This window comes from Novosphingobium chloroacetimidivorans (assembly GCF_014204535.1).
GTDB classification, from domain to species: Bacteria; Pseudomonadota; Alphaproteobacteria; order Sphingomonadales; family Sphingomonadaceae; genus Novosphingobium; species Novosphingobium chloroacetimidivorans.
The window spans coordinates 84,311-109,429 of record NZ_JACHLR010000004.1 but is presented as its reverse complement, the minus strand read 5'-3'; the positions used below and the strand labels follow the sequence as shown (position 1 = coordinate 109,429).

The following is a 25,119-nucleotide window of genomic DNA, read 5'->3' as shown; positions in this document are numbered from 1 at the left end:
CACGGCTTGCGGCTTGGCCGAGGGCGCGGCATGGCTTCCACATGGACAAGCGACAAGACCCGCAATCGCGCGAGGAGCGCCTGGCCGCGAAGCTGCGCGAGAACCTGCATCGCCGCAAGGCACAGGCACGCGCCCTGGGTACCATCGGCTGTACGACCGCCTCCGATACGGCGGCGTCCATAGCCGAAAACGACTCGGGCTCTCTTCCCAACGCGGCGCCGGAAAGCTAGGGCCGGCCCCTACGCGCAACGGCCCTCGCGCATGTAGGGCCACAGCCAAGGAGCATGCCCCCTTGCCTCGTCTGATCCTTGTCCGCCACGGCCAGAGCCAGTGGAACCTCGAGAACCGCTTCACTGGCTGGTGGGACGTCGGCTTGACCGAGAAGGGCGAGGCCGAGGCGCGCGCCGCCGGCACCCTGCTCAAGGACAAGGGCATGCTTCCCGATGTCGCCTTCACCTCGTTCCAGACCCGCGCGATCAAGACGTTGCATCTGGCGCTGGAAGCGGCCGGCATCCTCTGGATCCCCGAGACCAAGGACTGGCGCCTGAACGAGCGGCATTACGGTGGCCTCACCGGCCTGGACAAGGCCGAGACCGCGGCCAAGCACGGCGACGACCAGGTCAAGATCTGGCGCCGCAGCTTCGACATTCCGCCCCCGGTGCTGGAGAGCGGATCGGAGTTCGATCTCGGCGCCGACTCGCGCTACGCCGGCATCCCGATCCCCAATACCGAAAGCCTGAAGGACACCATCGCGCGTGTTCTGCCTTACTACGAAGGCTCGATCGTGCCGCACCTGAAGGCCGGCGCGACAGTGCTGGTCGCGGCCCACGGCAACAGCCTGCGGGCGCTGGTGAAGCACCTGTCGAACATCTCGGACGACGAGATCACCGGCCTCGAAATCCCGACCGGCCAGCCGATCGTCTACGATCTCGACGATGATCTGGGAGTCCAGGATCGCTACTACCTTTCGGAGCGGTGAGATGACCCTGGCGGTGCCGGTCGCGATCGTGATGGGCAGCCAGTCGGACTGGCCGACGATGACGCGCGCCGCCGAGATGCTCGACAGACTGGGCGTCGCGTACGACGCGCGAATCGTCTCGGCCCATCGCACGCCAGAGCGTCTGGTCGCCTTCGCGCAAGGGGCGGCGGCAGAGGGCTTCAAGGTGGTGATCGCCGGCGCGGGCGGCGCGGCACACCTGCCCGGCATGGTCGCCAGCATGACGCACCTGCCGGTGCTGGGTGTGCCGGTGCAATCGAAGGCCCTCTCGGGGCAGGACAGCCTGCTCTCGATCGTGCAGATGCCGGCGGGCATACCGGTGGGCACCCTGGCGATCGGTGAGGCAGGCGCCGCGAACGCAGGCCTGCTCGCCGCGGCGATCCTGGCTACCAGCGACGATGCCCTGGCCGAGCGGCTGAAGGCATTCCGCGCCGAGCAGACGGCGAGCGTCGCCGAGCGGCCGGCTTGAGCGCGCCATGTCGCAAGGCCGCGCCATGATCCCACCCGGTTCCACCATCGGCATCCTGGGCGGCGGCCAGCTCGGCCGCATGCTGGCGACCTCCGCGGCGCAGCTGGGCTATCGCTGCCACATCTACGCACCCGAACCGGACTCGATCGCCGCGGAAGTGAGCCACGCGTTCACCCAAGCCGAATGGTCGGACACCGTGTCCATGGCCGCGTTCGCGCGCGCCTGCGACGTCGTCACCTACGAGTTCGAGAACGTACCGGTGACCCCGCTGCTGACGCTCGGTACCGTGCCGCTGCTCCCCCATCCGCGCGCCCTGGAGACGGCACAGGACCGCCTGACCGAGAAGCAGTTCGTGCAGGGCCTCGGCGGCACTCCTGCCCCATTCGCCCCGGTCGACACCCTCGCCGAACTCGATGCGGCGATTGCCGCGATCGGCTTGCCGGGCATCCTCAAGACCCGGCGAGAGGGTTATGACGGCAAGGGTCAATGGCGCATCCAGTCGGCGGCCGACGTCGAGGCGCTCGACCTGTCGGCACAGCCGTTGATCTACGAGGGCTTCGTCGATTTCCTCGCCGAGTTCTCGGTGATCCTGTGCCGCGGTGCGGACGGGCAGGTCCGCTACTACGATTCGGCGCGCAACGTGCACGAGAACGGCATCCTGGCGCTCTCCACCATTCCCGCCGGCGAGCCGATCGCCAGCCAGGTCGCGCCCGCACGCGAACTGGCCGCGGCGGTGGCCGAGGCGCTGGACTATGTCGGCGTGCTCACGCTCGAATTCTTCGCGACCGAACACGGGCCCGTGTTCAACGAGATGGCGCCGCGCGTGCACAACTCAGGCCACTGGACCATCGAAGGCGCCGTTACCTCGCAATTCGAAAACCACATTCGCGCGATCTGCGGCCTGCCGCTCGGCGAGCCGGGTCTTGCCGCGAGCATCGCCGAGATGCGCAACCTGATCGGTGACGAGGCCGCTGGCTGGGCGGATATCCTGGCCGATCCGGCCAACCATCTCCACCTCTACGGCAAGGGCGAGCCAAGCCCCGGCCGCAAGATGGGCCACGTGACCCGGTTGGTGCTGTGAGGCTGAACCGTTGAGCCCTACCCTGCCCTCCCCTGCCAGTGGACCCGAGGCGCTGAGGACGTGACGTGAGCGCCGTTCTCACCCTCGTGTACGCCCGCGCCGCCAACGGCGTGATCGGCCGCGATGGCACCTTGCCCTGGCACCTGCCGGCCGATCTCAGACACTTCAAGGCGCTGACCACCGGCAAGCCGATGATCATGGGCCGCAAGACCTTCGAAAGCTTCCCCGCGCCCCTGCCTGGCCGCCGTCACATCGTTCTGACCCGCGACGCCGCATGGCACGCGGTGGGTGCCGAGGTCGCGCACACGCCCGAGCAGGCACTGGCGCTTGCCAGCGAGGATGACATTGCCGTCATCGGCGGTGCCGAGATCTTCGCCGTCTTCGAGCCTCTCGCCGATCGCATCGAACTCACCGAGATCCACGCCGACTATCCCGGCGACATCACGATGCCGCCGCCCGGCGCCACTTGGCGCGAACTGGCGCGCGAGGAACATGCCCCCGCGGACGGTCGGCCGGGCTACGCTTTCGTGACGCTCGCACGCGACCTATAGCGCCAAGCATGATTCGCCTCGACCACCGCGAGCCCGTTCCCGATTCGCTGCGCGGCGCGATCCTGGCACTCGGCAACTTCGACGGGTACCACCAGGGTCACCAGGCCGTCGTCGGTGAAGCGGTGCGCTGGGCGCGCGAGCAGGGCCGACCGGCGATCGTCGCCACGTTCGACCCGCACCCTGTGCGCTTCTTCCGTCCGGACGCCGAGCCATTCAGGCTGACCACGCTGGACCAGCGCGAAGAGCTGTTCGCCGCCGCGGGGGCGGACGCCATGCTGGTGTTCCACTTCGACGCCGCCATCGCCGGCATGGCGGCCGAGCGCTGGGTGCGCGAGATGATCCACGCGCAACTGGGCGCAGCGGGCGTGACCACGGGCGAGGACTTCGTGTTCGGCAAGGATCGCAGCGGCACCGCCACCTCGCTCCGTATTCTCGGCCAGCCACTGGGTATCGCGACGCGCGCCGTGCCTGGCGTTTCGGACGAGCAGGGCCCAATCTCATCGAGCCGCATCCGCGCAGCGCTCAAAGCGGGCGATTGCGAGACCGCGACCCGCCTGCTCACACGCCCGTTCGCGATCCGGGGCCCGGTGCAGCACGGTGACAAGCTCGGGCGCACGATCGGCTATCCGACCGCCAATCTGGCGCTCGGCGCCTACTTGCGTCCCCGCTACGGCATCTACGCCGTGACGGCACGGCTGCCGGGGGGCCGGACCGTGCTGGGCGCGGCGAACCTTGGCGTGCGCCCCACCTTCGATCCTCCCAAGGAGTTGCTCGAGCCTTACTTCTTCGATTTCTCGGGCGATCTCTATGGGCAGGAAATCGAAGTGGCCTTCCACCATTTCCTGCGCCCCGAAGCCAAGTTCGACAGCCTCGACGCGCTCACCGCGCAGATGGATCGCGACTGTGACGAGGCCCGGCGGCTGCTGACATCGCTCGCCGCCTGAACGCCGCGCGGACAAGCATCTCACAGAAGGTACACCGCGTTGGCCTTACGCCCGTTCCATCTCGCCTTCCCTGTCCATGACCTCGACGCGGCCCGGGCATTCTGGGGTGGCGTGATTGGCTGCCCGGAGGGCCGCAGCAGCGCCGAGTGGATCGACTTCGACTTCTATGGCCACCAGATCGTCGCCCACCTGATGCCGGACGATAATCGCACCGTGGCCGGCGGGAACGCCGTCGACGGCCATCACGTCCCGGTTCCGCACTTCGGCGTGATCCTGACGATGCCCGATTGGAAGGCCTTGGCCGAGCGGCTCAACGCCGCCGGTGTCACATTCGAGATCGAACCCCACATCCGCTTCGCCGGACAACCTGGCGAGCAGGCTACCATGTTCTTCCGCGATCCAAGCGGCAACGCCATCGAAATGAAGGCTTTCGAGGAGCTCGAACAGCTGTTCGCCACCTGACCGGCGGGCGCGCTATGGTGGCAGGAACATGGTGCACCCGACAGGATTCGAACCTGTGACCTCTGCCTTCGGAGGGCAGCGCTCTATCCAGCTGAGCTACGGGTGCAGTGCAGGCGCGGTTAGCAGAGGGGGCGCGGGCGCGCCAGTGGCATTTCGCGGGGGCGCGGTGCGGCCCGCGCGTGAGGATGCTATGGCTTGTCAGTTCCCTCTATGTTCCTATTGTGGGGCGATGTCTTCAATCGATTCGCTCGCCCGTACCGCTCCTACGAAGTCTCCGGTGATCGCTGCGGACGTGGTCCGCGGGATCTGCCGGCTGTTCGCACGCAACGACATCTGGTGTCTGCCCGAGATGCCGCTGCGCTGCGGCCGGCGCGCCGACCTGATGGGGATCGACGCCAAGGGCGACATCGTCATCGTCGAGGTGAAGGTGAGCCGGGCTGATTTGCTGGGCGATGCCAAGTGGCCCGACTATCTCGATTACTGCGACCGGTTCTACTGGGGCCTGTCGCCTGAGCTCGATCGGGCATGCCTAGGGACAGAGGCCTTCATGCCCGAGTGCTGCGGAGTGATCGTCGCCGATGGATACGACGCAGAGATCCTGCGCCCTGCACCCACCCGCAAGCTCGCCGCGGCGCGTCGCAAGGTGGAAACCGAGCGCCTTGCCCGGGCCGCGCTGCGGCGCCTGGTGACCGGCGCGGATCCTCACACGGTGCAATGGGGCCGGGAAGGGTAGGCCAAGCCGGATTGTATGGCTGGCGATTGAGCGGCCCTCTACGGAGTCCCGGTGGCTCAGGTCAATATCGCATGCGCTACCTGCAGGGTATGCGGCCGCGCTGCCCGACTGCGTATCTAGAGTGCAAGCGCACGGGGTGATGGAGCCGAGCGATCTGTCCATCGCTATTGGATGAGGAGCTTCTCATTCGAGCGTCCAAGAGCGCGTTTGCGGCATGTGGGAGAGGTTTCCAGGTAGCCCTGCCGGGACCGATCGGATGATCCAGATGGCGACTAAAGGGGGTTTCACGCATCTGGCCGTCAAGCTGGCCTGAAATTGGATTCACTCGCATCGACGCTGCACCAGCGGTTGCGCTCGCCTGACCTACCGCGCCCACAGGCTAGATTGCCGGGCGGTGCATGGGATGCCTCGCCCGGCCAGCTGAGTTGGATGAGGCCGTAGAGGCGTTGATCTGGATCCAGATCGCTCCCGTCGAGGCGATCCACCGGGCCGCGCTCAGGCCCGCCCACCCTGCAAGCGGCAGACGCACAGGGCGAATTGCGAAAGACACCTTTACGCCCTTCAGGCGACCGAGGATCAGTCGACGGTCGAGCGGAGCCGAGATAGGCAATCCTCCAGCACCCGTCGCTTCTCGAACGGCGAGAAGCGCGACCAGCCGGCGATCTCGTCCAGCGTGCGCCGACAGTCGACGCACATTTCGCTCGCATCGTCCAGCCGGCACACACCGCTGCAGGGCGACGGGACCTGCTCTGCGGTCATGAGTGCCCCCGAATGCAAAGCGCCCCTGCCATCCTGCGGATGGAGGGGCGCTGCATGTTGCGGCTTGGCGCGCAGATCAGCTGTGCAGCTGCTTCTTCTTGTCGTGCCAGATATTCTTGTACGACAGGAAGCCCAGGACCGTGGCGAAGAGCAGGAAGCCCAGGACCGGCCAGCCGGTCTGCTTGCGCTTCTCGAGCTTGGGCTCGGCGGTCCAGATCAGGAACGACGCGACATCCTTCGCCATCTGGTCGACCGTCGACTTGGTGCCGTCCGAGTAGGACACCTGACCCTCGCTGGTCAGCGGCGGCGCCATCGCCAGGTTCAGGTTCGCGAAGTAAGGGTTGTAGTGCAGGCCCGGAGGAGTCTTGGCGTCCGGGAATTCCTTCAGCAGCGCGGCTGGCTGAGGCTGGTAGCCGGTGATCAGCGAGTAGACGTACTTGCCACCATCGTGACGGGCCTTGGTCATCAGCGACAAGTCTGGCGGGACCGCGTTGTTGTTGGCGGCGCGCGCGGCGATGTCGTTGGCGAAGGGCTTGGGGAAGTAGTCCGTCGGCATGCCGGGGCGCATCGCGGCTTCACCGGTGTTGGGATCGATGCCCGGAACCTGGAAGCCCTTGGCGATCGCCTTGACCTCGGCGTCGCTGTAGCCGAGCGCGGTCAGGTCGCGGAAGGCGACGTGGCTGAGCGAGTGGCAGGCCGAGCAGACTTCCTTGTAGACCTGGAAGCCGCGCTGCAGCTGCTGGCGGTCGAACTTGCCGAATGCGCCGTCGCTGGCGAAGTGCACCTCCTTGGGATGCTTGTGGAACTCGTGCTCGGCGGTGACCGGGGCGGGCTCGGTAATGGCGGTATAGGCGCCGTTACCGAACGACCACGCCAGCGCGACCGTGAAGAACAGCCCGACGAGGATGGAAATGATGCGGATCATGGCTTGTTTTCCGTCTCGCTCGGTTCAGGCGTGCCCATGGGCGTTGGGGTGCTGGGTGCCCGGGAAGGGCGCGGTCGGGCTGGCGCTCAGCGGCACGTTCTCATCCTTGCCCAGCACCGCCTCGGTGATCGAATACGGCAGCGGATCGGGACGCTCGATCGCCGAGATGATCGGCACGATGATCAGGAAGTGCGCGAAGTAGTAGATCGACGCGATCTGGCTGATCATCACGTAGGGCTCGGCCGCCGGAGCACCGCCGCAGTAGCCCAGGACCAGCGCGTCGACGACGAGGATCCAGAACGCCTTGCGGTACAGGGGCCGGTAGGCGCCCGAGCGGACCGGCGAACGATCGAGCCAGGGCATGAAGAACCACACCAGGATCGCGCTGAACATGGCGAGGACGCCCATCAGCTTGGCCGGGATGAAGAAGAAGTCCGCGGTGAAGGCGCGCAGGATCGCGTAGAACGGCCAGAAGTACCATTCGGGCACGATGTGCGCCGGCGTGCTCATCGGGTTCGCCGGGATGTAGTTGTCCGGGTGGCCCAGAGCGTTGGGGAAGAAGAACAGCACCAGGCAGTAGAGGAATGCGAACGCGCCGACCGCCCAGCCATCCTTCGCGACGAAGTAGGGGTAGAACGGCACGGTGTCGCTCTCGGTCTTCACCTCGACGCCGGTCGGGTTCGACGAGCCGGGGATATGCAGAGCCCAGATGTGGAGGATGACCACGCCGGCGATCACGAACGGCAGCAGGTAGTGCAGCGAGAAGAAACGGTTGAGCGCGGCATTGTCCGGCGCGAAGCCGCCAAGCAGCCATTGCTGGATCGGCTCACCCACCAGCGGGATGGCGCCGAACAGGCCGGTGATGACCTTGGCACCCCAGAAGCTCATCTGGCCCCAGGGCAGGACGTAGCCCATGAAGGCGGTCGCCATCATCAGCAGGAAGATGGTGACGCCCAGCAGCCACACCATCTCGCGCGGGGCCTTGTACGAACCGTAGAAGAAGCCGCGGAAGATGTGGATGTAGATGACCACGAAGAACGCCGAGGCGCCGTTGGCGTGCGCGTAGCGCAGCATCCAGCCCCAGTTCACGTCGCGCATGATGTGCTCGACACTGTCGAACGCCACGCCGGCGTTGGCGGCGTAGTGCATCGCGAGGATGATGCCGGTCACGATCTGCAGGCCCAGGCACAGGCCGGCCAGGATGCCGAAGTTCCAGAAATAGTTCAGGTTGCGCGGCACCGGATAGCCGGCACCCACCGCGTTGTAGACGAGGCGCGGCAGCGGCAGTCGCTCATCCACCCATTGCGTGAACGCATTGGCCGGCTTGTATTCTTGGGCCCAGGGAAAGCTCATGATCTCTTACCTCAGCCGATCTTGACGACGGTGTCGGACGTGAATGCGTATTCCGGAACCTCGAGGTTCTTGGGCGCGGGGCCCTTACGGATGCGGGCGGCGGTGTCGTAGGACGAGCCGTGGCACGGGCAGAAGTAGCCGCCGAACTCACCCTTGCTCTCACCCTCGCCGGCGCCCAGCGGCACGCAGCCCAGGTGGGTGCACACGCCCATGGTGATGAGCCAGTTCTCCTTGCCTTCCTTGGTCCGCTCGGCGAGCGACTGCGGATCGCGCAAGGAATCGACCGGTACCGCATTGGCTTCGGCGATTTCCTTCGGCGTCAGGTTGCGGATGAAGACCGGCTGCTTGCGGAACACGCCCTTGATCGCCTGGCCCGGCTTGATCGACGAGATGTCCACCTCGGTCGAGGAAGCGGCAAGCACGTCGGCGGAAGCGGACATCTGGCTGATCAGCGGGTAGAGAATCGAGACACCGGCAACACCGGCCGCGCTGACCGCCGCGATGTTGATGAAATCGCGCCGGCGCACACCGTCTGCGTGGACCAGGTCCGGAGACTCCGTGACCGCTTCTTCTGCCATGTTCGCCCTTGCCCTACTCTCGTAGTTCTTCTTGAACCCGCAACCGAACGGCGCAGGCTGAATTCCTAGTCAATCTTTGCCTGGAATCCCCCCGTGCCGGCAAACGCCGGGCGCACGGACACCCCGGGCCGATGCCGACTTGGCGCGCTGATAGCCGTGAATATCCCACATGCCAACCGCATTTTTGGGCAGTTCGGATGGGCGTGGGTGCTTGCTTTCGAGCGGCTCAGGCCAGGGCAATCAAGGCAATCTGGCGGCCATATGACGGCTCGCGGGCGTGTGTGGCGCGGCGGAACGAGAAGAACCGCTCGGGCGCGGCATACGTGTCGAGGCCAAGTCCCTCGACCCGAGTCAGTCCCGCACCGCGCAGCCGCGCCACGACATAGCCTTCGAGATCGAACTGCCAGCGTTCCGGCATGCCGGGCACGAAGAACCGGGTATGCGCGGCGTCCTGCGCGAGGAAGCGATCGCGAAACGCTTCATCCACCTCGTAGCTTTGCTGGGCGATGCAGGGTCCGACGGCGGCAGCGATCCGCGAGCGGTCGGCGCCCAGCCTTTCCATGGCGGCGATCGTCGTATCGGTGATGCCACCGATCGCACCTTTCCAGCCGGCGTGAGCCGCGCCGATCACGCCCGCCTTCCGATCCGCGAAGAGGACGGGCGCGCAGTCGGCGGTCAGGATGCCCAGCGCCAGGCCGGGTCGGTCGGTGACAAGCGCATCGGCATGAGGGCGAGCGTCGTCGGGCCAGGGTTCGGCCACCGTCACGCAATCTGCGGAGTGGACCTGATAGACGGTCGCCAGCCGTGAGCCAGGGGCGACGGCGGTGACGGCGCGCCTGCGGTTCTCGGCAATGTGCTCCGGGTCGTCCCCGGAGCCCAGGCCGACGTTGAGGCCGGCCACGATGCCTTGCGAGACGCCGCCGGCCCGACCGAGAAAGCCGTGGGCGACGTCACCCAGGAGCGAGGAGCGGACGACTTCGACCACGGTCATGGGCGATCCGGCATGGGCCAGCCCTCAACCAAGGCTCTTGGTCACCTGCTCGAGCACGTCCTTCGACAGCGACGGCTCGGCGGCGATCCGCTCCAGCTCGGCGCGCATCAGGGCCGCGCGCGCCGGTTCGATCCGGCGCCAGCGCCCGAGCGATGGCACGAAGCGAGCAGCGGTCTGCGGATTGATCGGATCGAGACGGCGGATGAGATCGCCGATGATGCGATAGCCCTCGCCGCTCGGCGCATGGAACGCCTGCGGGTTCACCGCCAGTGCCATGTAGAGCGCGCGCACCCGGTTGGGGTTGTTCATGGTGAAGTCCGGGTGCTCGGCCAGGGCCTTGGCATGCTCCAGCACCTTGGGATGCAGGGAGCCGGCCTGGAGCGAGAACCACTTGTCGATCACCAGAGCATTGCCGGCATAGCGGCCGTGGAAGTCGGCCAGCGCCTCTCCGCGCTCGGGACCGTCGAGCCCGGCGAGAACCATCAGCGCACCCTGGCGGTCGGTCATGTTGTCGGCGGCACAGTACTGCGCAATCGCGCGCCTGCGGGCCTCATCCGGAGCTCCGGCGGCGAGGTAGGTCAACGCCTGGGTCTTGAGCTTGCGCGCGCCGCGAGCCGCGGCATCGCGCGAATAGGGCACGGCGCTTACCCGGTCGTGCAGCGCCTCCAGATCGCCGCGCAGCTTGGTGCCCAGCCACGCCTTGAGCGCCTCGCGCTCGGCATGAATGGCACTGGGATCGGCGACCAGGAACTGCTCGGCGAGGTAGCCCTCGGCCGGCAGGATCAGCAGTTCCCCCCGCATGAGATCGTCGAGCGCCTCGTCCAGCAGGATCGAGCGGAGCGCCTGGACGATGGCCTCGCGCTCGGCAGTGCGGGCTTCCTCAGCGAGGTTGCTGCTCACCGCCGCGATGAGGTGGCGGACGACGAGACTCTGCATGGCTTCGTAGCGGGCGAAGGCATCGTCGTCGTGGGCGGCGAGGAACACCAGGTCTTCGACCGGACGCTCGAAGTCGATCGCCACCGGCGCCGAGAAGCCGCGGTTGATCGAGAGTACGGGCGCGCTTGCATAGCCTGCGAAGCTGAAGCTCTGCTCGGCCTGGTCGAGCACGAGCAACTCCTCGCCACGATGCGTGCCGGTCTCGCGATCGAACAGCGCGAGCTTGAGCGGGATCGGCATCGGCTGCTTCTCGGGCTGTGCCCCCCCGTCATGGTTCGGGGTGGGGGGCACCAGCTGCGTGAGCTTGAGCGTGAACGTATCGCCGCTGTGCTGGGTCGTCACCGTCACCTGCGGCGTGCCCGACTGCGAATACCACAGGCGGAACTGCTTGAGGTCGAGCCCGGCGCCATCCTCGATCGCGCGCACGAAGTCCTCGCAGGTCGCGGCAGTCCCATCGTTGCGGTCGAAGTAGAGGTCGGTGCCAGCGCGGAAGCGCTCGGGCCCTGCCATGGTGCGCATCATGCGGATCACCTCGGCACCCTTGTTGTAGATCGTGGCGGTGTAGAAGTTGCTGATCTCCTGGTACGAATCGGGCCGGATCGGATGCGCGAGCGGCCCCGAGTCCTCGGGGAACTGCGCCGCGCGCAGCACGCGCACGTCTTCGATCCGCTTCACCGCCGGGCTGCCCATGTCGGCGCTGAACATCTGGTCGCGCAGCACGGTGAAGCCTTCCTTCAGGCTCAGCTGGAACCAGTCGCGGCAGGTCACGCGGTTGCCCGACCAGTTGTGGAAGTACTCGTGCCCGATCACGCCTTCGATCGCGTCATAATCGCTGTCGGTCGCGGTTTCCGGATCGGCGAGGACGTAACGGGTGTTGAAGACGTTGAGGCCCTTGTTCTCCATCGCGCCCATGTTGAAGTCGGACACGGCGACGATGTTGAACAAGTCGAGGTCATACTCGCGCCCGAACGCCTGCTCGTCCCAGCGGAACGAGCGCTTGAGCGAGTCCATGGCGTGCTGGGTGCGGCTCTCGTCGCCCTTGCGAACCCAGATGTTCAGTTCGACTTCGCGGCCCGAGCGGGTGGTGAAGCTGTCGTGGTTGGCGACCAGATCGCCCGCGACCAGCGCGAAGAGGTAGCAGGGCTTGGGCCAGGGATCGTGCCACTCGGCCCAGTGCGTGCCGTCTGCGCTCTCGCCGGTGGCTTCGCAGTTGCCGTTGGAGAGCAGGATCGGGAACGCCGCCTTGTCGCCGCTCATCCGTACCCGGTAGGTCGACAGCACGTCGGGCCTGTCGGGGAAGAAGGCGATGCGGCGGAAGCCCTCCGCCTCGCACTGGGTGCACAGCATGCCGTGCGAGGCATAGAGGCCCATCAGCTGGCTGTTGGCAGCGGGGTTGAGCTGGGTCTCGATCTCCACCTCGTGCGCTTCTCCGGCGAGGTCGAGCAGCAGGTCAGGCCCGTCGAGCCGCCAGTCGTTCACCGCCTGTCCGTCCACGCGCACGGCCAGCGGGGCAAGCTGGTCGCCGTTGAGGCGCATCGTCCGGCTGCCGTTGCCATCCGGATTGCGGCGCACACTCAGCTTGCTGGTGACGTGAGTCGCATCGAGGCCGAGTGCGAAATCGAGCGCGATCTCCGGCACCAGCCAGGCCGGTGGCTGGTAATCCTCGCGCCGAATCACGCTGGGCGCATGCGGCGGCGGGGCGGCGTCGGCGATCTTGGGGTTCTCGGGTGCTTCGGAGGGTCTGCTGGCGATGTCCATGGGGCTGTACTTAGGCTTTTGGGGTGCGAATGTAAGCGCCTGTTCGGTTCAGGCGGTCGGAGCGAAGGTGACCATCACCGACCCTGCACACCTTCCTCCTTCGTCATCCCCGCGAACGCGGGGATCCATCTCCTGACCTCGCGTCAAACGGATCTGCGGGAGATGGATTCCCGCTTTCGCGGGAATGACGAAGGTAGAGGTCGGATTGCCGGCAACCGGGTTGCGCCATAGCTTTCGGGGCCGCATGAATCCGACATGCCCCGCATGTTCATCTTCGGCCTCGGCTACACCGCCTCCGTCATCGCCCGGTCCCTCCAGGCGCAAGGCTGGGACGTGGTCTCGACCGGCAGCGCCGGTACTCTGAGGTTCGAGGACGAGGGCAACATCCGCCTGGCGCTCGCCGACAGCGACCACGTGCTGTCCTCGGTGCCGCCGGGCGGCGAAGGCCTCGACCCGGTGCTCGACCGCTATGGCCAGGCACTGGCCGGCAAGCCGCTGAGCTATCTCTCCTCCACCGGCGTCTACGGCGACACCGGCGGCGCCTGGGTCGACGAGAGCGCACCGGTCGGCACCGGCCGCCGTACCGCCCGGGCCGAGGCCGATGCCGCATGGCTCGGACGCGGTGCCAGGGTCTACCGCCTGCCCGGCATCTACGGCCCGGGCCGCAGCGTGTTCGAGCGGATCGCGCAAGGCCGCGCGCACCGCATCGACTTGCCGGACCAGGTGTTCAGCCGGGTGCATGTGGACGACATCGCCTCGGGCGTGCTGGCCGGCCTGAACGCCCCGGCGGGCGCCTACAACCTCGCCGACGACCTGCCCTGCAGCCAGAACACGCTGGTGGAGGAGGCCTGCCGACTGCTGGGGCAGGCGCCGCCACCGCTGCTCAGCCTCGAGGAGGCGCAGCTCTCACCCATGGCGCGCGGGTTCTATGCCGAGAACCGGCGCGTCGCCAACGGCAAGGCCAGGCGCGTCCTCGGCTGGAGCCCGCGCTATCCCGACTACGCGACGGGCCTGCGCGCCCTCAGGGCCACGACCAGCCCGGCCATCGCCAGTCCCGCTCCGATCGCCGCGAGCAGCGACCAGCGATAGCCCTCGAACAGGGTCGAGATCACCATGGCGATGACGATCACCGCGACGCCGTTGTAGGCCGCGCGTCCGGCGCCGAGCTGGCGGATCAGCGTGTAGTACATCGGAAAGGTCACCACCGAGCCGGCGATCGCCAGATAGGCCGTGCCCCACCAGTATTCGCCGTCGAGCGGGATCACCGGCGGCCCCGACAGCACCAGCGCCAGGCCGGCGTTGCACAAGGTGCCGTAGAGCATCGCCCAGGCCAGCAGGCTGACGGCGGGCAGGTTTTGCCCGGTCTCGTTCGCCTGCATGACGTTCGAGATCGACGCGCACAGCATGGCCATCAGCGCCAGGAACACGCCCAGCGGCACTTGTCCCCCGAGTGGTGCCATGCGGGCTTCATGCAGGAGCAAGAGCCCGATGCCGAGGATCGCGATGGCGCTGCCCAGCGCGAAGCGGCGGGAAATGACCTGCCCCAGCAGCACCCGCGCGAACAGCGTGTTGGGCACCAGCAGCAGTCCGATCATGACCGCGACGATGCCGGAGGTGAGGTAATGCTCCGCGCGATAGACGAAGTTGTAGTTGCCGCAGAACTGCGTCAGCCCGACGAAGAAGGCGAGCCGCTGGCCCGCCGCGCCCAGCCGCAGGGATCGACGCATCGCCAGGGCCACGACGAACATCGCCGGCGTGGCGATGACGAAGCGCCACGTCACCGACCAGCCGACCGGCGCCGCGGAGTTCTGGCCCAGGATCACGAACCAGGTCGAACCCCAGATCAGCGCGACGATCAGGAAGGGAATGGCGATCGCGGGCCGCAGCAGCGCATGCGGCGGCGGAGGCGTCTCCGACGCGCTCATAGCGCCCGGATTGCCTTGGCAAGCGCCCCGACATGATCGGGATCGGCGTTCCACGATGTTACCAGCCGGGCGCCGTCGACGCCCCAATCGTAGAACGAGAAGCCCTGCGAGCGCAGCTCCGCCCGCTCCTCGTCCGAGACGGTCAGGAAGATCTCGTTCGCCTCCACCGGGTGCAGCAGGCGAGGGCCCGCCGCGGCCGCGATCTCGGCGGCGACGGCGTTGGCCGCCCGGCCGTTCTGCAGCCACAGGTCGTCCTTGAGCATCGCCAGGATCTGCGCGGCGAGGAAGCGGCCCTTGGATTGCAAGTGCCCCGCCCGCTTGCGCCGGTAACGCACCACATCGGCAAGGCCCGGCTCGAAGAACACGATCGCCTCGGCGCCAAGGCCGCCATTCTTGACGAAGCCGAAGCTCAGCGCGTCGACCCCGCCGCAAGCCTCGGCCGGAGCACAGCCCAGGTACGCCACGGCATTGGCGAAGCGGGCGCCGTCCATGTGGAGCCTCAGACCGCGAGCTTTCGCGAAGGCGGCGATCGCGGCGACCTCCTGCGGCCGGTAGACGCAGCCGTATTCGCTCGCCTGCGTGATCGAGACCGCGTGGGGCTGCACCTGGTGCACGTCGTCGCGGATCGGATCGATGACGGCAGCGATGCTCTCCGGCGTCAGCTTGGCGCTCCGCCCTTCGGCGAGCATGAGCTTGGCACCGTGCAGATAGAAGCCGGGCGCGCCACCTTCATCGGCTTCGATGTGCGCTTCGCGGTGACAGACCACGCCTCCATGCGGGGGCACCATGGCGGCGAGCGCCAGGCAGTTCGCCGCGGTGCCGGTCGCCACCCACAGCGCCGTGCATTCGCGCCCGAACAGGCTTGAGAATGCGCCGTCGAGCTCGCGGCTGAGCGTATCGGTATCGTACGGCGAATCGGGCGCATCCGCCGCGAGCATGGCGCTCCACACGGCAGGATGGACGGCGGCGGCATTGTCGGAGAGGAACTGCATGGCCACATCGCCTGTTACCGGACGATAGGCGCGTCAAGTCCCGCGCCAACGGGTTGTCCGGGCTAGACAGGAGCGAACATGGCAAGTGGAGAAGGCGTAGGCCTCACCATCACCAAGCACGACCGCGGGGGTGCGGGCGAATACCAGGCGCACCTCGCCGACAGCGATTCGATCGGCCGGCTGACCTGGGTCGAGCGGGGCGACGTGCACATCGCCGATCACACCCTGGTCCCGCCCGAGATCGGCGGCCGCGGCGTCGCCGCCCGGCTGGTCGAGGCGCTGGTGGCCGACGCGCGGGAGAGCGGCTTCAAGATCGAGCCGATGTGCAGCTATGTCGCGGTGGCGTTCAAGCGGCACCCGGAGTGGAACGACGTGCGGGCCTGAGCTGATCGCGCCGCGTCCCCATCATTCGTCATCCCCGCGAAGGCGGGGATCCATCTCCTGACCTGGCGTCAAACGAAGCAGCCGGAGATGGATTCCCGCTTTCGCGGGAATGACGAAACCGATGACGGGGTCAAACGCATGCCTTCGCCCTGATCCGCGGGCCAAAAACCTTTACGAATAGAACCCCTCGGCCAGGAAGCTCTCGGCCAATCCCGCCAGGTAGGCAGCACCCAGCGGCATCGTGCTTTCGTCCACCCGCATCCTGGTCGAGTGGATGCCGCAGCAATGCTGCCAGTCCTCGCCTTCGTGGCTGACGCCCAGGAAGAACATGGCGCCGGGCACCTTCTCCAGCACATAGGCGAAGTCTTCCGCGCCCATGATCGGGTCTGGCAGGCGCAGGAACTGGCTGAACAGGCCCTGCGCAACGCGTTCGCCGAAGTCGACGGCGCCGGGGTTGCACATGGTAACCGGAAAGCCCTCCTGGATCGTCACCTCGGCGGTGAGGCCATGGGCGCCGGCAATCCCGACGGCGAGATTGTGGACCTCGTCGCGCAGCCGTGCCCTGCTTGTGGGGGAGAGCGAGCGCATCGTGCCGGTGAGCTGCGCGGTATCGGCGATGACGTTGTGCGCGGTGCCGCATTCGATCTTGGCGATGGTGACGACGACCGGATCGAAGACGCTGAACTTGCGCGTCACCATCGCCTGCAGCGCGGTGACGATCTCGCAGGCGACCGGCATCGGATCGAGCGTGCCGTGCGGCATCGAGGCATGGCCCCCGCGCCCGTTGACGCGAATGCCGATCTGGTCCGCCGAGGCGAGCAGCGCGCCGGCTCGCCCGCCGAACACACCATGCGGCGCATTGGGCATGACGTGGAGCGCAAAGGCAGCGTCGGGCAGCGGCACGCCATCCTCGCCGCCGCCGAGCAGCCCGTCCTCCAGCATGAAGCGCGCGCCGTGGTACCCCTCCTCGCCGGGCTGGAACATGAAGCGCACTTCGCCCTTCAGCTCATCCGCCCGGGCGCAGAGCAGCTCGGCCGCGCCGGCGAGCATGGCGACATGGGCATCGTGGCCGCAGGCATGCATGACGCCGGGCACTTGGCTGGCGAACTCCAGCCCGGTCTCCTCGGGCATCGGCAGCGCGTCCATGTCGCCGCGCAACAGGACCGAGCGCCCCTCTCCCGCGCCGCCCTTCAGCGTGGCGACCAGTCCGGTGGTGGATGGTCCCTCGCTCCAGGTCAGCGGCAGGTGAGCGAGGGCGGCGCGGATCTTGTCACGGGTCTTGGGCGTGTGCAGCCCGATCTCGGGCTCGGCATGGACGGCCCGGCGCAAGGCCGTGATCCGGTCCGCCACAGCAACGGCTTCGGCGACGAGGGTTGTGGTCATGGCCGCAGCATAGGCTTGCGCCGGCCCATGTCGAGGTCGCTTACAGGGTGGACTGCTCGGCCGGTTGCAGGGGCTCATCGCCCTTTATGTGCCTCAAGGTGAAGAAGGCCATGCCCCCCATCACCACGTAGAGCGCCGCCGACCCCATCGCGACTGCCCAGGCCGCGCCGCTCGGACCGTTGTGGATCAGCAGCACCATGGCGATCCCCAGCACCGCCAGGCCGATCAGGCGCGCGGTCAGCGAAAGCTGCGCCTTGCCGGTCGAATGCAGCACGGGTTCGAACGCGACGCTTGCAAGGTCGAAGCTGGCGGCCACCGCGAGCGGCACCAGGATCGCCGCGCCGCCCTCGAAGGCCGTGCCACCGATCAGCCCCAGCAGCCCACGCCCGACGACAAGGGCGATGCCGACCACCACCAGGCCGCCCGCGCCGGCGATCAGGCTGGTCTGCACCGCAAGCTTGCGGAACTCCTGCAGGCTGGAGGCCACCCGCATGCGTGAGACTTCCGCGTAGACGGCGCGGGTCAGCATGGTCGAGAACTTGCTGAGCGCCTGGCTGAGCTGGCTCGCCAGGCGGTAGAGACCGGCCGCCCGGGTCCCGACGATGCCGCCGACGATCAGCAGCGGCCCATTCTTGGTGAGTGCGTCCAGCGTCGAACCGGCGAAGGTGACCAGGAAGAAGTGCCACAGGCCCGGGTTCTCATCCAGCGCGCGACGGTAGTCCTTCAGGTGCGCCAACCGCACCGCCTCCGGACACAACTTGCGGGCCATGGCCCAGTACAGCGCTGCCTCGATCAGGTCGACCAGGGCCCAGACGAACAGGAACCAGCCGACACTGGGCGTCATCAGCCAGACCGCGACCGCGCCGAGCAGGCGCCCGACGGGCACCACCGCCTCGACGTATACGGCCATCTGGAACTTGTTCATCGCCCGGACCATGCCGGTGGGCGCCGACACCAGCGCCCACAGCTGCGCGCAGCAGAACAGGAATCCCGGGACGATATAGTCCTCGTTGAGATCGAGGAGGTGCGCGAAGCCGAAGAACACGACCGCGGCGATCAGGCACCCGCATGCCGCGCCGACTGCGTCGAGCACGCCTGCGAACATGCCCAGCCGCCCGAAGGCCGCCCAGTTCCTTTCATGCACATGGCTGGCGCCATAGCGCACGACGACGCGCCAGGTCTGGAAGCCGGCGATCGCGATCAGCGCCTGCGCAGTGCCGAAGATCAGCGAGAAGTGTCCGAAGCCCTTGAGGCCCAGCGTGCGCGTCAGGATCGCAAGGTAGACGATCGAGCACAGCGCCCCGAAGCCCTTGCCCCCCAGCAGCCAGGCCGTGTTGGCGAGGATCCGCGCGATGGGTGAACTGGAGGATGGCGTAGGCTTGGCGCGACCGGCGGGCATTGTCGCCTCCTTTGCGCCTTTCGCCCCATGCTGGCAAGCCGGGCGCCGTCCCCGTACCGAGCGCGGACACACGCCGCGACTTCCGCTCGCGGCGCGAGGCGGGTAGAGCGTGGCGATGATCGAACACGCCATTCTCCTCAGCGCCGGGCAAGGCTCACGCATGCTTCCGCTTACGGCCGAACGCCCCAAGTGCCTGATCGACTTTTCCGGCCGCACCTTGCTCGAGTGGCAGATAGAGATGCTGGCGCGCGGCGGCGTCAGGCACATCGACGTCGTCACCGGGTTCATGACCGACATGGTCGACGATGTCGTCGCCCAGATCGACGATCCACGCGTGACGATCACCACGCGCTTCAACCCGTTCTTCAAGGTCGCCGACAACCTGGGCTCATGCTGGATCGTGCGCGAGCAGATGACGCAGGACTTCCTGATCCTGAACGGCGATACGCTGGTCTCCGAGGAGATCGTGCGCACGGTGCAGGAGGATCGCGGGTGGCCGATCGCGGTCACTGTGGACGTGAAGCCTGCCTACGACAGCGACGACATGAAGGTCGAACGCGAGGGCGAGCGCCTGGTCCATATCGGCAAGACGCTCACCGCGGCGCAATCCAATGCCGAATCGATCGGCTTCCTGGCATTCCGGGGCGAAGGCGTCGAACTGTTCCGCGAAACCGTGCGCAAGGCGATGCGCACGCCCGAGGGCGTGCAGCATTGGTACCTCAAGGTGATCGACAGCATCGCGCCCACCGGCAAGGTCGGCACCGTCTCGATCGAAGGCCAGGAGTGGGCCGAAGTCGACTTCCTCAACGACATCGAGATCGCGACTGCCCTGACCGACCGCTGGGCGTCGCGCTAGAGCATTTTCAAGTCGACCGGTCACGGTCAATGCGCGGGAAATGTCGGCATCGAAAACCCGGCGCGTCTTGGCTCGTAGCGAAGGCGCTCTAGCTGCGGATCAGGTCCTCGAACATCGCCTGGTACTCGGCCAGCGTGCGTGAGCGGTCGTAGTCGGCCGCGCGCGCGCCTGGCCGGATCGCACGGACGGAATCGACCTGCGCGAGCAGCGCCTGCGCCATGGCTTGTGCGTCCCAAGGGTCGACGAGCAGCCCGAACCGGCCACCGTCCAGCACTTGCTCGGCATTGCCCGCCGAGTACGAAGCCACGATCGGCACGTCGCAGGCGAGCGCCTCCAGCAGCACGTTCGACGCGCCCTCCCATACCGATGGCAGCGCCAGCACCGATGCAGCCCGCATATAGGGGAAGGGGTTGGTGACCCGGCCGACGAAAGCCACGTCTTCAAGCACACCCAATTCGCGCGCCTGCTGCTCCAACCGCTCGCGCGAGGCGCGCTTGCCGCCGCCCACGATCATCAGCCGCAGCGGGCGCTCGGCGCGCGCGTGGGCGAAGGCGGTGACGAGCGTCCCGAAGTTCTTCTGCCGCGCCAGCCGGCCGATGCCCAGCACGATCGGCACTGCCTCGTGAGTCCAGGGATGATCGCAAGGCTCGGCTGCGCGGGCCCGCACAGCGGCTATGTCGACACCGTTGGCGATGACCTGCGCCCTGCCCTCCGCCAACGCCGTGGTGAGAATCGCGTCGCTGGCGAGATGCGGCGAGACCAGCACCAGCCGGGAGGCCTCTCGCACTACCAGGTTGGCGATCAGCCGCCGCGGGCTCAAGGTGGCGATCGGATCGCCGTTGCGCGCATTGTGTAACAGGTCGTTGCTGATGCGGTAGACGATGCGGGGCGTCGGCCGCAGTCCGTGAGCCGCATAGACCATGGCCAGATGCGCATGGTTGCCGGCCGACATGACGATGTCGGGCGCGAGAGCGGTGAGCTCACGGCCGAGCGCCGGCACCGCGCGCAGCAGCTCCAGCTTGCGTGGCAGTTTCGCGCCGCCCAGCACCACATGGTCGAGGCCGTCCGCGAGGTGGGCGAGTTCGCCTCCCTGTCGCACGGTCACCAGAGTCACGCGCCAGCCCGCCTCGCGCATGTGCTGGGCGATGGCCACGGCATTGCGCGCGACGCCGGTGGCGACGAGTTGGTGCAGGAAGATGGCGAGGCTGGGCACGTCCGGCAGACTTCAGAAGCGGGTTGAGAGCTCCCCAGAGAGGGCGGCGATCGCTTCGGGCGCCAGCGCTGTCGCGGCGTTGAGATCGGGCACCTTGGGCCAGCCGATGTCGGCGAAGCTCATCCCCTGCCACTCGCGCGTGCCCTCGTAGCGCGGGATGACGTGGAAGTGGACGTGCGGGTCCACCATCATCAGCATGAGGTAGTTGAGCTTGGCATAGCCGACGAAGGCGCCCAGCACCCGCTCGATCGCGGCCGTGGCGGTCTTGAGCTCGGCATGGGCTTGGGCCGGCAGGTCGCCGAAGGCGGTTGCGTCCGACCTGGCGGCGAGCACCAGGCTGCCCAGTGTCGGCTGCGCGGGACGCAAAAGGACGACCCAGTGTTCGTATTCGGCCACCAGCGTGGCGGGATAGCCGAACTTCGATATGGTCGCGTTCATCGCGCGGCGGCTCCTTCGTCGGACAGCCAGCTGACGATCGTGCCGCCGCGGCTGCGGAAGAGCCACGCCTGGACCAGCCGGATGGCATGAACAAGGCAGGAGATCGCCGTCCACCACGCGACCGCGATCAGGCCGATGTCGGGTCGTGCGAACAGCATAGAGACGAACAGGATCACCATGTTCGGATTGCGCCGTGCGGTGATCAGGCGGAACTGGCTGTCGAACCGGCGCCAGACGTGGATGTGCATCATGCCGTTCTGACGCATGAACACGCCCTCGATCAGGCGCTGCACCCAATAGCCGAGCTGGATGACGCCCTGCACCCACCAGAAAGTCGTGTCGTCATAGCCCAGGTTCCAGTGGACCAGCCCGGTCGCCCAGAACCACCACCAGAACGGTGGGTGTACCAGATCCATGCCGTGGTCGAACACGTTGCCCCAGGCCGAGGACGTGATGGTGCAGCGCGCCAGCTTGCCGTCGACGGTGTCGAGCACCATGAATCCCAGCCCCAGCAGCATGCCCAGCCAATAGCGGCCCTCGGCGAAGCACCAGGTGGCGAGCACGCAGAGCGCCGCGCCGATCGTGGTGATCATGTTGGGGGTGAGGCCCAGCCTGGCCGAGATCCGCGTCAGGACCAGCGCCCACTCGGGCCACAGATACTTGGTCAGGACATCGGTGACGCCCTTGTAGGCGCCGAAGTAGCTGGCCCGCTCGATGTCACGCACCGTGTCCGCCCGCAGCGGCATCACGAAGGGTGTCTCGCGCTTGCGAAGCGCCTTGTTCTCGATCGTGGGGTCGTCCTCGTAGGCGAGCACCTGGAGCGAACCCGCCTGGACGAGCGCCCGTTCCTGCGCGATCGCCGCCTCGATCGCCTCGGCTTCAGCCGCGTCGCGAGCGTGGGCAAGGACGGGCACCCCGGCGACCGTCAGCACCAGTCCGGGCTGTGCGGCGACATGGCGGAACCAGGCCGGATCGAAGGCGTAGGCCGCGTTGGCGAGAACCACCGGTGCCGCCATGCCCTGGCGCGGGGTGAGCTTCGCGGCCACCGCGATGCGCCGCACGCGCTCCTCGACGCTTAGCCCCCAGAGCCGCGTCGGGTTGGTGCCGACGGTCGCGAAAGCGAGCGATGTTTCGGTCTGAACCATCGTTGCGCCCCTAGTCCAGGGGCGGCGCTGCGGCAATGCGGGAGCATGGTGGCAAGGCGCCCGAACCGCAACAAAACTGTAACAAGCGTGTGTCCGCTCGCCATTTGCAGGTGATTTTGGCGGGCACCGTCCCTAAGTAGGCCGGGTTGTGCACGGAACGATCTACGAATTCGAAGCCCTCCCCCGCGTCGGGCGACAAGGGCCCACGGCGGCATCCCGGGTGACGTCCTACGCTCCGCGGGCGCGCGCCGTGCCGCTGGTCGGCATCGTCCGCAATCCTCGCAGCCACCGCAACAAGGGGCTTGAAGCAGAGCTTGCCGACTGCTCGAACATCCTGACCGAAGAACCCCGCAGCCGCGAAGCCTTGCGGGTCAGCCTGAGGGATTTCGCGCAGCGCGGCATCGACTACCTGGTCATCGACGGCGGCGACGGCACCGTGCGCGACGTTCTCACCTGCGGCGCGGACATCTTCGGTGAGAACTGGCCCACGATGATCGTGTTGCCTAAGGGCAAGACCAACGCCCTTGCGGTCGACCTCGGCCTCCCCAACCACTGGAGCCTGGCCGAGGCGCTGGTCGCCGCACGCAGCGGCGGGATCATCCACCGCCGCCCGATGCGGATCACCGACCGCGACCAGGGTGAGAAAGGCGGCAGCGTGCTCGGCTTCTTCCTCGGCTCCGGCGTGTTCACGATCGGCACCGAAGCTGGCCAGGCGGCGCACCGTCGCGGTGCCTTCAACAGCTTTGCCGTCGGGCTCACCATTGCCTGGTGCATCCTGCAGATCGTGTTCGGTCGCGCCGGCAACCCCTGGCGGGCCAGCACCCGCATGCGCCTGCGCAACCTCGTCACCGGCCGCGAACTGCCGCGTCGCGGCCCCGGCAAGCCGGACGAGCGCTTTCTGGCGGTCGCCTCCACGTTCGAGCGGTTTCCGCTGGGCCTGCGGCTGTTCGGCAAGAATCCTCCCGCCGGGCTGAAGCTGGCGGTGCTCGACGCGCCGATTCGCTGGGTCCTGATGCTCCTGCCGATGATCCTGCTCGGCTTCCTGCCCAAGTTCATGCAGCGTGCCGGCACGCACCGGGTGGCGTCGGGGCCGGTCGACTTCGAACTCGGCGGCGCCTTCATCCTGGATGGCGAGGCGTTTCCGGCGGGGCATTACGTGCTGGAAGAAGGACCGCAGCTCACTTTCGTCGTGCCATGAGCGACACTCTCGCCGCGCGAATCGCGACGGCACTTGCGCGCCCGGTCGTTCCCGAAGTTCGGGCCTTTGCCGAGCGGCTGGCGGATGGACGCGTGCATGGCGTCCTGTTCTACGGATCGAACTTGCGCACCGGGTTGCTGGAGGGCGTGCTCGACTTCTATGTCCTCACCACCGGACCGATCGAGCGTGGGATCTGGCCGCGCGTCAGCTATCATGAGTGGGAGCACGAAGGCGTGGTGCTGCGCGCCAAGGTCGCGACGATGACGCTGGCGACCTTTGCCGCCGCCGCCGCCGGACGCCTGCTCGACACCACGATCTGGGCGCGCTTCGTCCAGCCGAGTGCGCTGGCCTGGAGCCGCGACGAGGCTTCGGCACTGGCGATCCGCGACGCGGTGGCGCAGGCGGCGCAGACTGCCGCGCGGCTAGCGGTGGCGCTCGGGCCCAACGAAGGCACGGCAGACGCATACTGGCGCGCCTTGTTCCGGGCCACTTACGCTGCCGAGTTCCGGGTCGAGCGCGGTGGGCGAGAGGAGTCCATCCTGGCGGCCAATCGCGAGCACTTCGACGGATTGCTGCCCCTTGCCCTCGATGCCCAGGGTATCGGCTTCTCGCGCGATGCGGACGGCACCTTGCGCCCCGCTCTCGCGCCGTCGCGCCGCGCCGCACTCTTGCGCTGGTGGGCGCGCCGGCAACGGCTGGGCAAGCCGTACAACCTCGTGCGCCTCATCCGCGCCTCCACCACGTTCGAAGGCGCGGCGCGCTATGGCGCATGGAAGATCGAGCGGCATACCGGCGTGCCCGTCAAACTGACGCCCTGGCGCGAGAAGCACCCGGTGCTCGCCGCGCCGGCGGTGCTTTGGCAGGTCTGGCGCGCGCGGCAGGCAAAGCCGTGACGGGACCAGCCGCTCTGGTCCTGGCCGGTTCGCGCCCGGGCGCCCCCGATCCCGTGGCGCTCGCAGAGGGGGTGGCGCACAAGGCTCTGGTGGACGTAGGCGGCGCGCCGATGCTGGCCCGCGTCGTCGAGGCGCTGCGACAGGCCGGCAGCGGTACGATCGCGGTCAGCGCGAACGAGCCCGCCGTGGTCGCCCTTGCGCAAGCGCTGGGCTGCATCGTCCTGCCCACCGGTCGCGGGCCGAGTGCCAGCGTCGCTGCCGCCTTCGACCGCCTCGGCGCGCCGATGCTGGTGACGACCGCCGATCATGCACTGCTGCGGCCCGAGTGGATCCACGACTTCCTGGCCGACACCCCAGACGATGCCGATGTCGCCGTGCTGCTCGCCCATCGCGATGCGGTGGAGCGCGCGCTGCCGGGCACGCGGCGGACCTACCTCAAGCTTGCCGACGGGGGCTGGTCGGGATGCAACCTGTTCCTGCTGGCCAGCCCACGAGCCGAAGCCGCGATCGCCACCTGGAGCGCGGTCGAAGCTGACCGCAAGCGCCCCTGGCGCATCGCCGCGCGTCTGGGCGTCGGCACCTTGTGGCGCTACGCCACGGGCAAGCTGACCATGACCGAGGCGATTGCAGGCCTGGGCCGGCGGATCGGCATCACGGCCGCCGCCGTACCTGCGCGGGACGGCCTGGCCGCGGTCGACGTCGACAAGCCCGAAGACCTGAGGCAAGTCCGCGCGTTGGTGGCTTGAAGGCTTCTTC

General features: G+C 67.7%; 27 protein-coding genes and 1 tRNA gene. 14 read left to right on the top strand and 14 right to left on the bottom strand.

What is annotated here, in order from left to right; genetic code table 11:
- Positions 1-41 precede the first annotated feature (41 nt).
- The 7 genes from HNO88_RS06140 (at position 42) to HNO88_RS06110 (ending at position 4,504) form a co-directional block, all read left to right on the top strand.
- The gene (locus HNO88_RS06140; protein WP_184243212.1) at positions 42-230 is read left to right on the top strand and encodes a hypothetical protein; all 189 of its coding nucleotides are present in this window, start codon (positions 42-44) and stop codon (positions 228-230) included.
- A gap of 62 nt (positions 231-292) precedes the next feature.
- The gene (gene gpmA / locus HNO88_RS06135) at positions 293-979 is read left to right on the top strand and encodes a 2,3-diphosphoglycerate-dependent phosphoglycerate mutase (protein ID WP_184243211.1); all 687 of its coding nucleotides are present in this window, start codon (positions 293-295) and stop codon (positions 977-979) included.
- Between the two features lies 1 nt (position 980).
- On the top strand, positions 981-1,466 hold the full coding sequence (gene purE, locus HNO88_RS06130) for a 5-(carboxyamino)imidazole ribonucleotide mutase (RefSeq protein WP_184243210.1): 486 nt from the start codon (positions 981-983) through the stop codon (positions 1,464-1,466).
- 25 nt (positions 1,467-1,491) lie between these two features.
- Positions 1,492-2,547, top strand: coding sequence for a 5-(carboxyamino)imidazole ribonucleotide synthase (locus HNO88_RS06125; RefSeq protein WP_184243543.1), 1,056 nt, complete (start codon positions 1,492-1,494; stop codon positions 2,545-2,547).
- Positions 2,548-2,612: 65 nt separating this feature from the next.
- Entirely contained in the window at positions 2,613-3,098 is a 486-nt protein-coding gene (locus HNO88_RS06120; RefSeq protein ID WP_184243209.1) for a dihydrofolate reductase, read from the top strand.
- Positions 3,099-3,106: 8 nt separating this feature from the next.
- On the top strand, positions 3,107-4,042 hold the full coding sequence (locus HNO88_RS06115; protein ID WP_184243208.1) for a bifunctional riboflavin kinase/FAD synthetase: 936 nt from the start codon (positions 3,107-3,109) through the stop codon (positions 4,040-4,042).
- A gap of 39 nt (positions 4,043-4,081) precedes the next feature.
- Positions 4,082-4,504: a VOC family protein gene (locus tag HNO88_RS06110; RefSeq protein ID WP_184243207.1), complete on the top strand. Its 423-nt coding sequence runs from the start codon at positions 4,082-4,084 to the stop codon at positions 4,502-4,504.
- A 29-nt stretch (positions 4,505-4,533) separates the two neighbouring features.
- Here HNO88_RS06110 and HNO88_RS06105 read toward each other — a convergent pair.
- Positions 4,534-4,610: transfer RNA gene (locus HNO88_RS06105), tRNA-Arg, on the bottom strand.
- A gap of 123 nt (positions 4,611-4,733) precedes the next feature.
- Between HNO88_RS06105 and HNO88_RS06100 the strand changes: the two genes are divergently transcribed.
- Positions 4,734-5,237, top strand: a complete 504-nt coding sequence (locus HNO88_RS06100) for an MmcB family DNA repair protein (RefSeq protein ID WP_184243206.1) — start codon at positions 4,734-4,736, stop codon at positions 5,235-5,237.
- A gap of 576 nt (positions 5,238-5,813) precedes the next feature.
- On the opposite strand, the gene HNO88_RS06095 is transcribed toward HNO88_RS06100, so the two are convergent.
- The 6 genes from HNO88_RS06095 to pepN form a co-directional block, all read right to left on the bottom strand.
- A complete protein-coding gene (locus tag HNO88_RS06095) occupies positions 5,814-5,996 on the bottom strand; it encodes a DUF1289 domain-containing protein (protein WP_184243205.1) in 183 nt (60 codons plus the stop codon).
- Between the two features lie 76 nt (positions 5,997-6,072).
- The gene (locus HNO88_RS06090) at positions 6,073-6,921 is read right to left on the bottom strand and encodes a cytochrome c1 (protein WP_184243204.1); all 849 of its coding nucleotides are present in this window, start codon (positions 6,919-6,921) and stop codon (positions 6,073-6,075) included.
- A 24-nt stretch (positions 6,922-6,945) separates the two neighbouring features.
- Positions 6,946-8,274 (bottom strand): cytochrome b, encoded by a 1,329-nt coding sequence (locus tag HNO88_RS06085; protein ID WP_184243203.1) that lies wholly within the window; start codon positions 8,272-8,274, stop codon positions 6,946-6,948.
- 11 nt (positions 8,275-8,285) lie between these two features.
- The gene (gene petA / locus HNO88_RS06080; RefSeq protein WP_184243202.1) at positions 8,286-8,852 is read right to left on the bottom strand and encodes a ubiquinol-cytochrome c reductase iron-sulfur subunit; all 567 of its coding nucleotides are present in this window, start codon (positions 8,850-8,852) and stop codon (positions 8,286-8,288) included.
- 226 nt (positions 8,853-9,078) lie between these two features.
- Positions 9,079-9,843, bottom strand: coding sequence for a peptidoglycan editing factor PgeF (pgeF, locus tag HNO88_RS06075; protein WP_184243201.1), 765 nt, complete (start codon positions 9,841-9,843; stop codon positions 9,079-9,081).
- A 24-nt stretch (positions 9,844-9,867) separates the two neighbouring features.
- Positions 9,868-12,537, bottom strand: coding sequence for an aminopeptidase N (pepN, locus tag HNO88_RS06070; protein WP_184243200.1), 2,670 nt, complete (start codon positions 12,535-12,537; stop codon positions 9,868-9,870).
- 255 nt (positions 12,538-12,792) lie between these two features.
- On the opposite strand from pepN, the gene HNO88_RS06065 reads away from it, so the two are divergent.
- Entirely contained in the window at positions 12,793-13,626 is an 834-nt protein-coding gene (locus HNO88_RS06065) for a Rossmann-fold NAD(P)-binding domain-containing protein (RefSeq protein ID WP_184243199.1), read from the top strand.
- Here the strand turns inward: HNO88_RS06065 and HNO88_RS06060 are convergent.
- The gene (locus HNO88_RS06060; RefSeq protein ID WP_184243198.1) at positions 13,536-14,462 is read right to left on the bottom strand and encodes a DMT family transporter; all 927 of its coding nucleotides are present in this window, start codon (positions 14,460-14,462) and stop codon (positions 13,536-13,538) included. The two genes, HNO88_RS06065 and HNO88_RS06060, sit on opposite strands and share 91 nt — an antisense overlap.
- Positions 14,459-15,454: a threonine aldolase family protein gene (locus tag HNO88_RS06055; protein WP_184243197.1), complete on the bottom strand. Its 996-nt coding sequence runs from the start codon at positions 15,452-15,454 to the stop codon at positions 14,459-14,461. Before HNO88_RS06055 ends, HNO88_RS06060 begins: the two co-directional genes overlap by 4 nt.
- A gap of 78 nt (positions 15,455-15,532) precedes the next feature.
- Here HNO88_RS06055 and HNO88_RS06050 point away from each other — a divergent pair, with 78 nt between their 5' ends.
- On the top strand, positions 15,533-15,838 hold the full coding sequence (locus tag HNO88_RS06050; protein WP_184243196.1) for a GNAT family N-acetyltransferase: 306 nt from the start codon (positions 15,533-15,535) through the stop codon (positions 15,836-15,838).
- 171 nt (positions 15,839-16,009) lie between these two features.
- Here HNO88_RS06050 and HNO88_RS06045 read toward each other — a convergent pair whose 3' ends face one another.
- Together HNO88_RS06045 and HNO88_RS06040 are read right to left on the bottom strand one after the other, a co-directional pair.
- Positions 16,010-17,221 (bottom strand): M20 metallopeptidase family protein, encoded by a 1,212-nt coding sequence (locus HNO88_RS06045; RefSeq protein WP_184243195.1) that lies wholly within the window; start codon positions 17,219-17,221, stop codon positions 16,010-16,012.
- 40 nt (positions 17,222-17,261) lie between these two features.
- Positions 17,262-18,620 (bottom strand): lipopolysaccharide biosynthesis protein, encoded by a 1,359-nt coding sequence (locus HNO88_RS06040; protein WP_184243194.1) that lies wholly within the window; start codon positions 18,618-18,620, stop codon positions 17,262-17,264.
- Between the two features lie 115 nt (positions 18,621-18,735).
- Between HNO88_RS06040 and HNO88_RS06035 the strand changes: the two genes are divergently transcribed.
- Positions 18,736-19,476 (top strand): phosphocholine cytidylyltransferase family protein, encoded by a 741-nt coding sequence (locus HNO88_RS06035; protein ID WP_184243542.1) that lies wholly within the window; start codon positions 18,736-18,738, stop codon positions 19,474-19,476.
- 88 nt (positions 19,477-19,564) lie between these two features.
- Here HNO88_RS06035 and HNO88_RS06030 read toward each other — a convergent pair whose 3' ends face one another.
- The 3 genes from HNO88_RS06030 to HNO88_RS06020 are packed head-to-tail and all read right to left on the bottom strand — an operon-like array spanning position 19,565 to position 22,272.
- Positions 19,565-20,689 carry a glycosyltransferase gene (locus tag HNO88_RS06030; RefSeq protein ID WP_184243193.1) on the bottom strand — a complete coding sequence of 375 codons (1,125 nt, stop codon included), beginning with the start codon at positions 20,687-20,689 and terminating at the stop codon, positions 19,565-19,567.
- Between the two features lie 12 nt (positions 20,690-20,701).
- On the bottom strand, positions 20,702-21,127 hold the full coding sequence (locus tag HNO88_RS06025) for an HIT family protein (RefSeq protein WP_184243192.1): 426 nt from the start codon (positions 21,125-21,127) through the stop codon (positions 20,702-20,704).
- A complete protein-coding gene (locus tag HNO88_RS06020; protein ID WP_184243191.1) occupies positions 21,124-22,272 on the bottom strand; it encodes a CDP-alcohol phosphatidyltransferase family protein in 1,149 nt (382 codons plus the stop codon). The genes HNO88_RS06025 and HNO88_RS06020 overlap by 4 nt, the downstream gene beginning before the upstream one ends.
- A 220-nt stretch (positions 22,273-22,492) precedes the next feature.
- Here HNO88_RS06020 and HNO88_RS06015 point away from each other — a divergent pair, with 220 nt between their 5' ends.
- From HNO88_RS06015 to HNO88_RS06005, 3 genes are read left to right on the top strand one after another with little or no spacing between them, the layout of a single operon-like run.
- The gene (locus HNO88_RS06015) at positions 22,493-23,470 is read left to right on the top strand and encodes a diacylglycerol kinase family protein (RefSeq protein ID WP_312857004.1); all 978 of its coding nucleotides are present in this window, start codon (positions 22,493-22,495) and stop codon (positions 23,468-23,470) included.
- Positions 23,467-24,363, top strand: a complete 897-nt coding sequence (locus tag HNO88_RS06010; RefSeq protein ID WP_184243189.1) for a hypothetical protein — start codon at positions 23,467-23,469, stop codon at positions 24,361-24,363. Before HNO88_RS06015 ends, HNO88_RS06010 begins: the two co-directional genes overlap by 4 nt.
- Positions 24,360-25,109: a nucleotidyltransferase family protein gene (locus HNO88_RS06005; RefSeq protein WP_184243588.1), complete on the top strand. Its 750-nt coding sequence runs from the start codon at positions 24,360-24,362 to the stop codon at positions 25,107-25,109. Before HNO88_RS06010 ends, HNO88_RS06005 begins: the two co-directional genes overlap by 4 nt.
- Positions 25,110-25,119 lie beyond the last annotated feature (10 nt).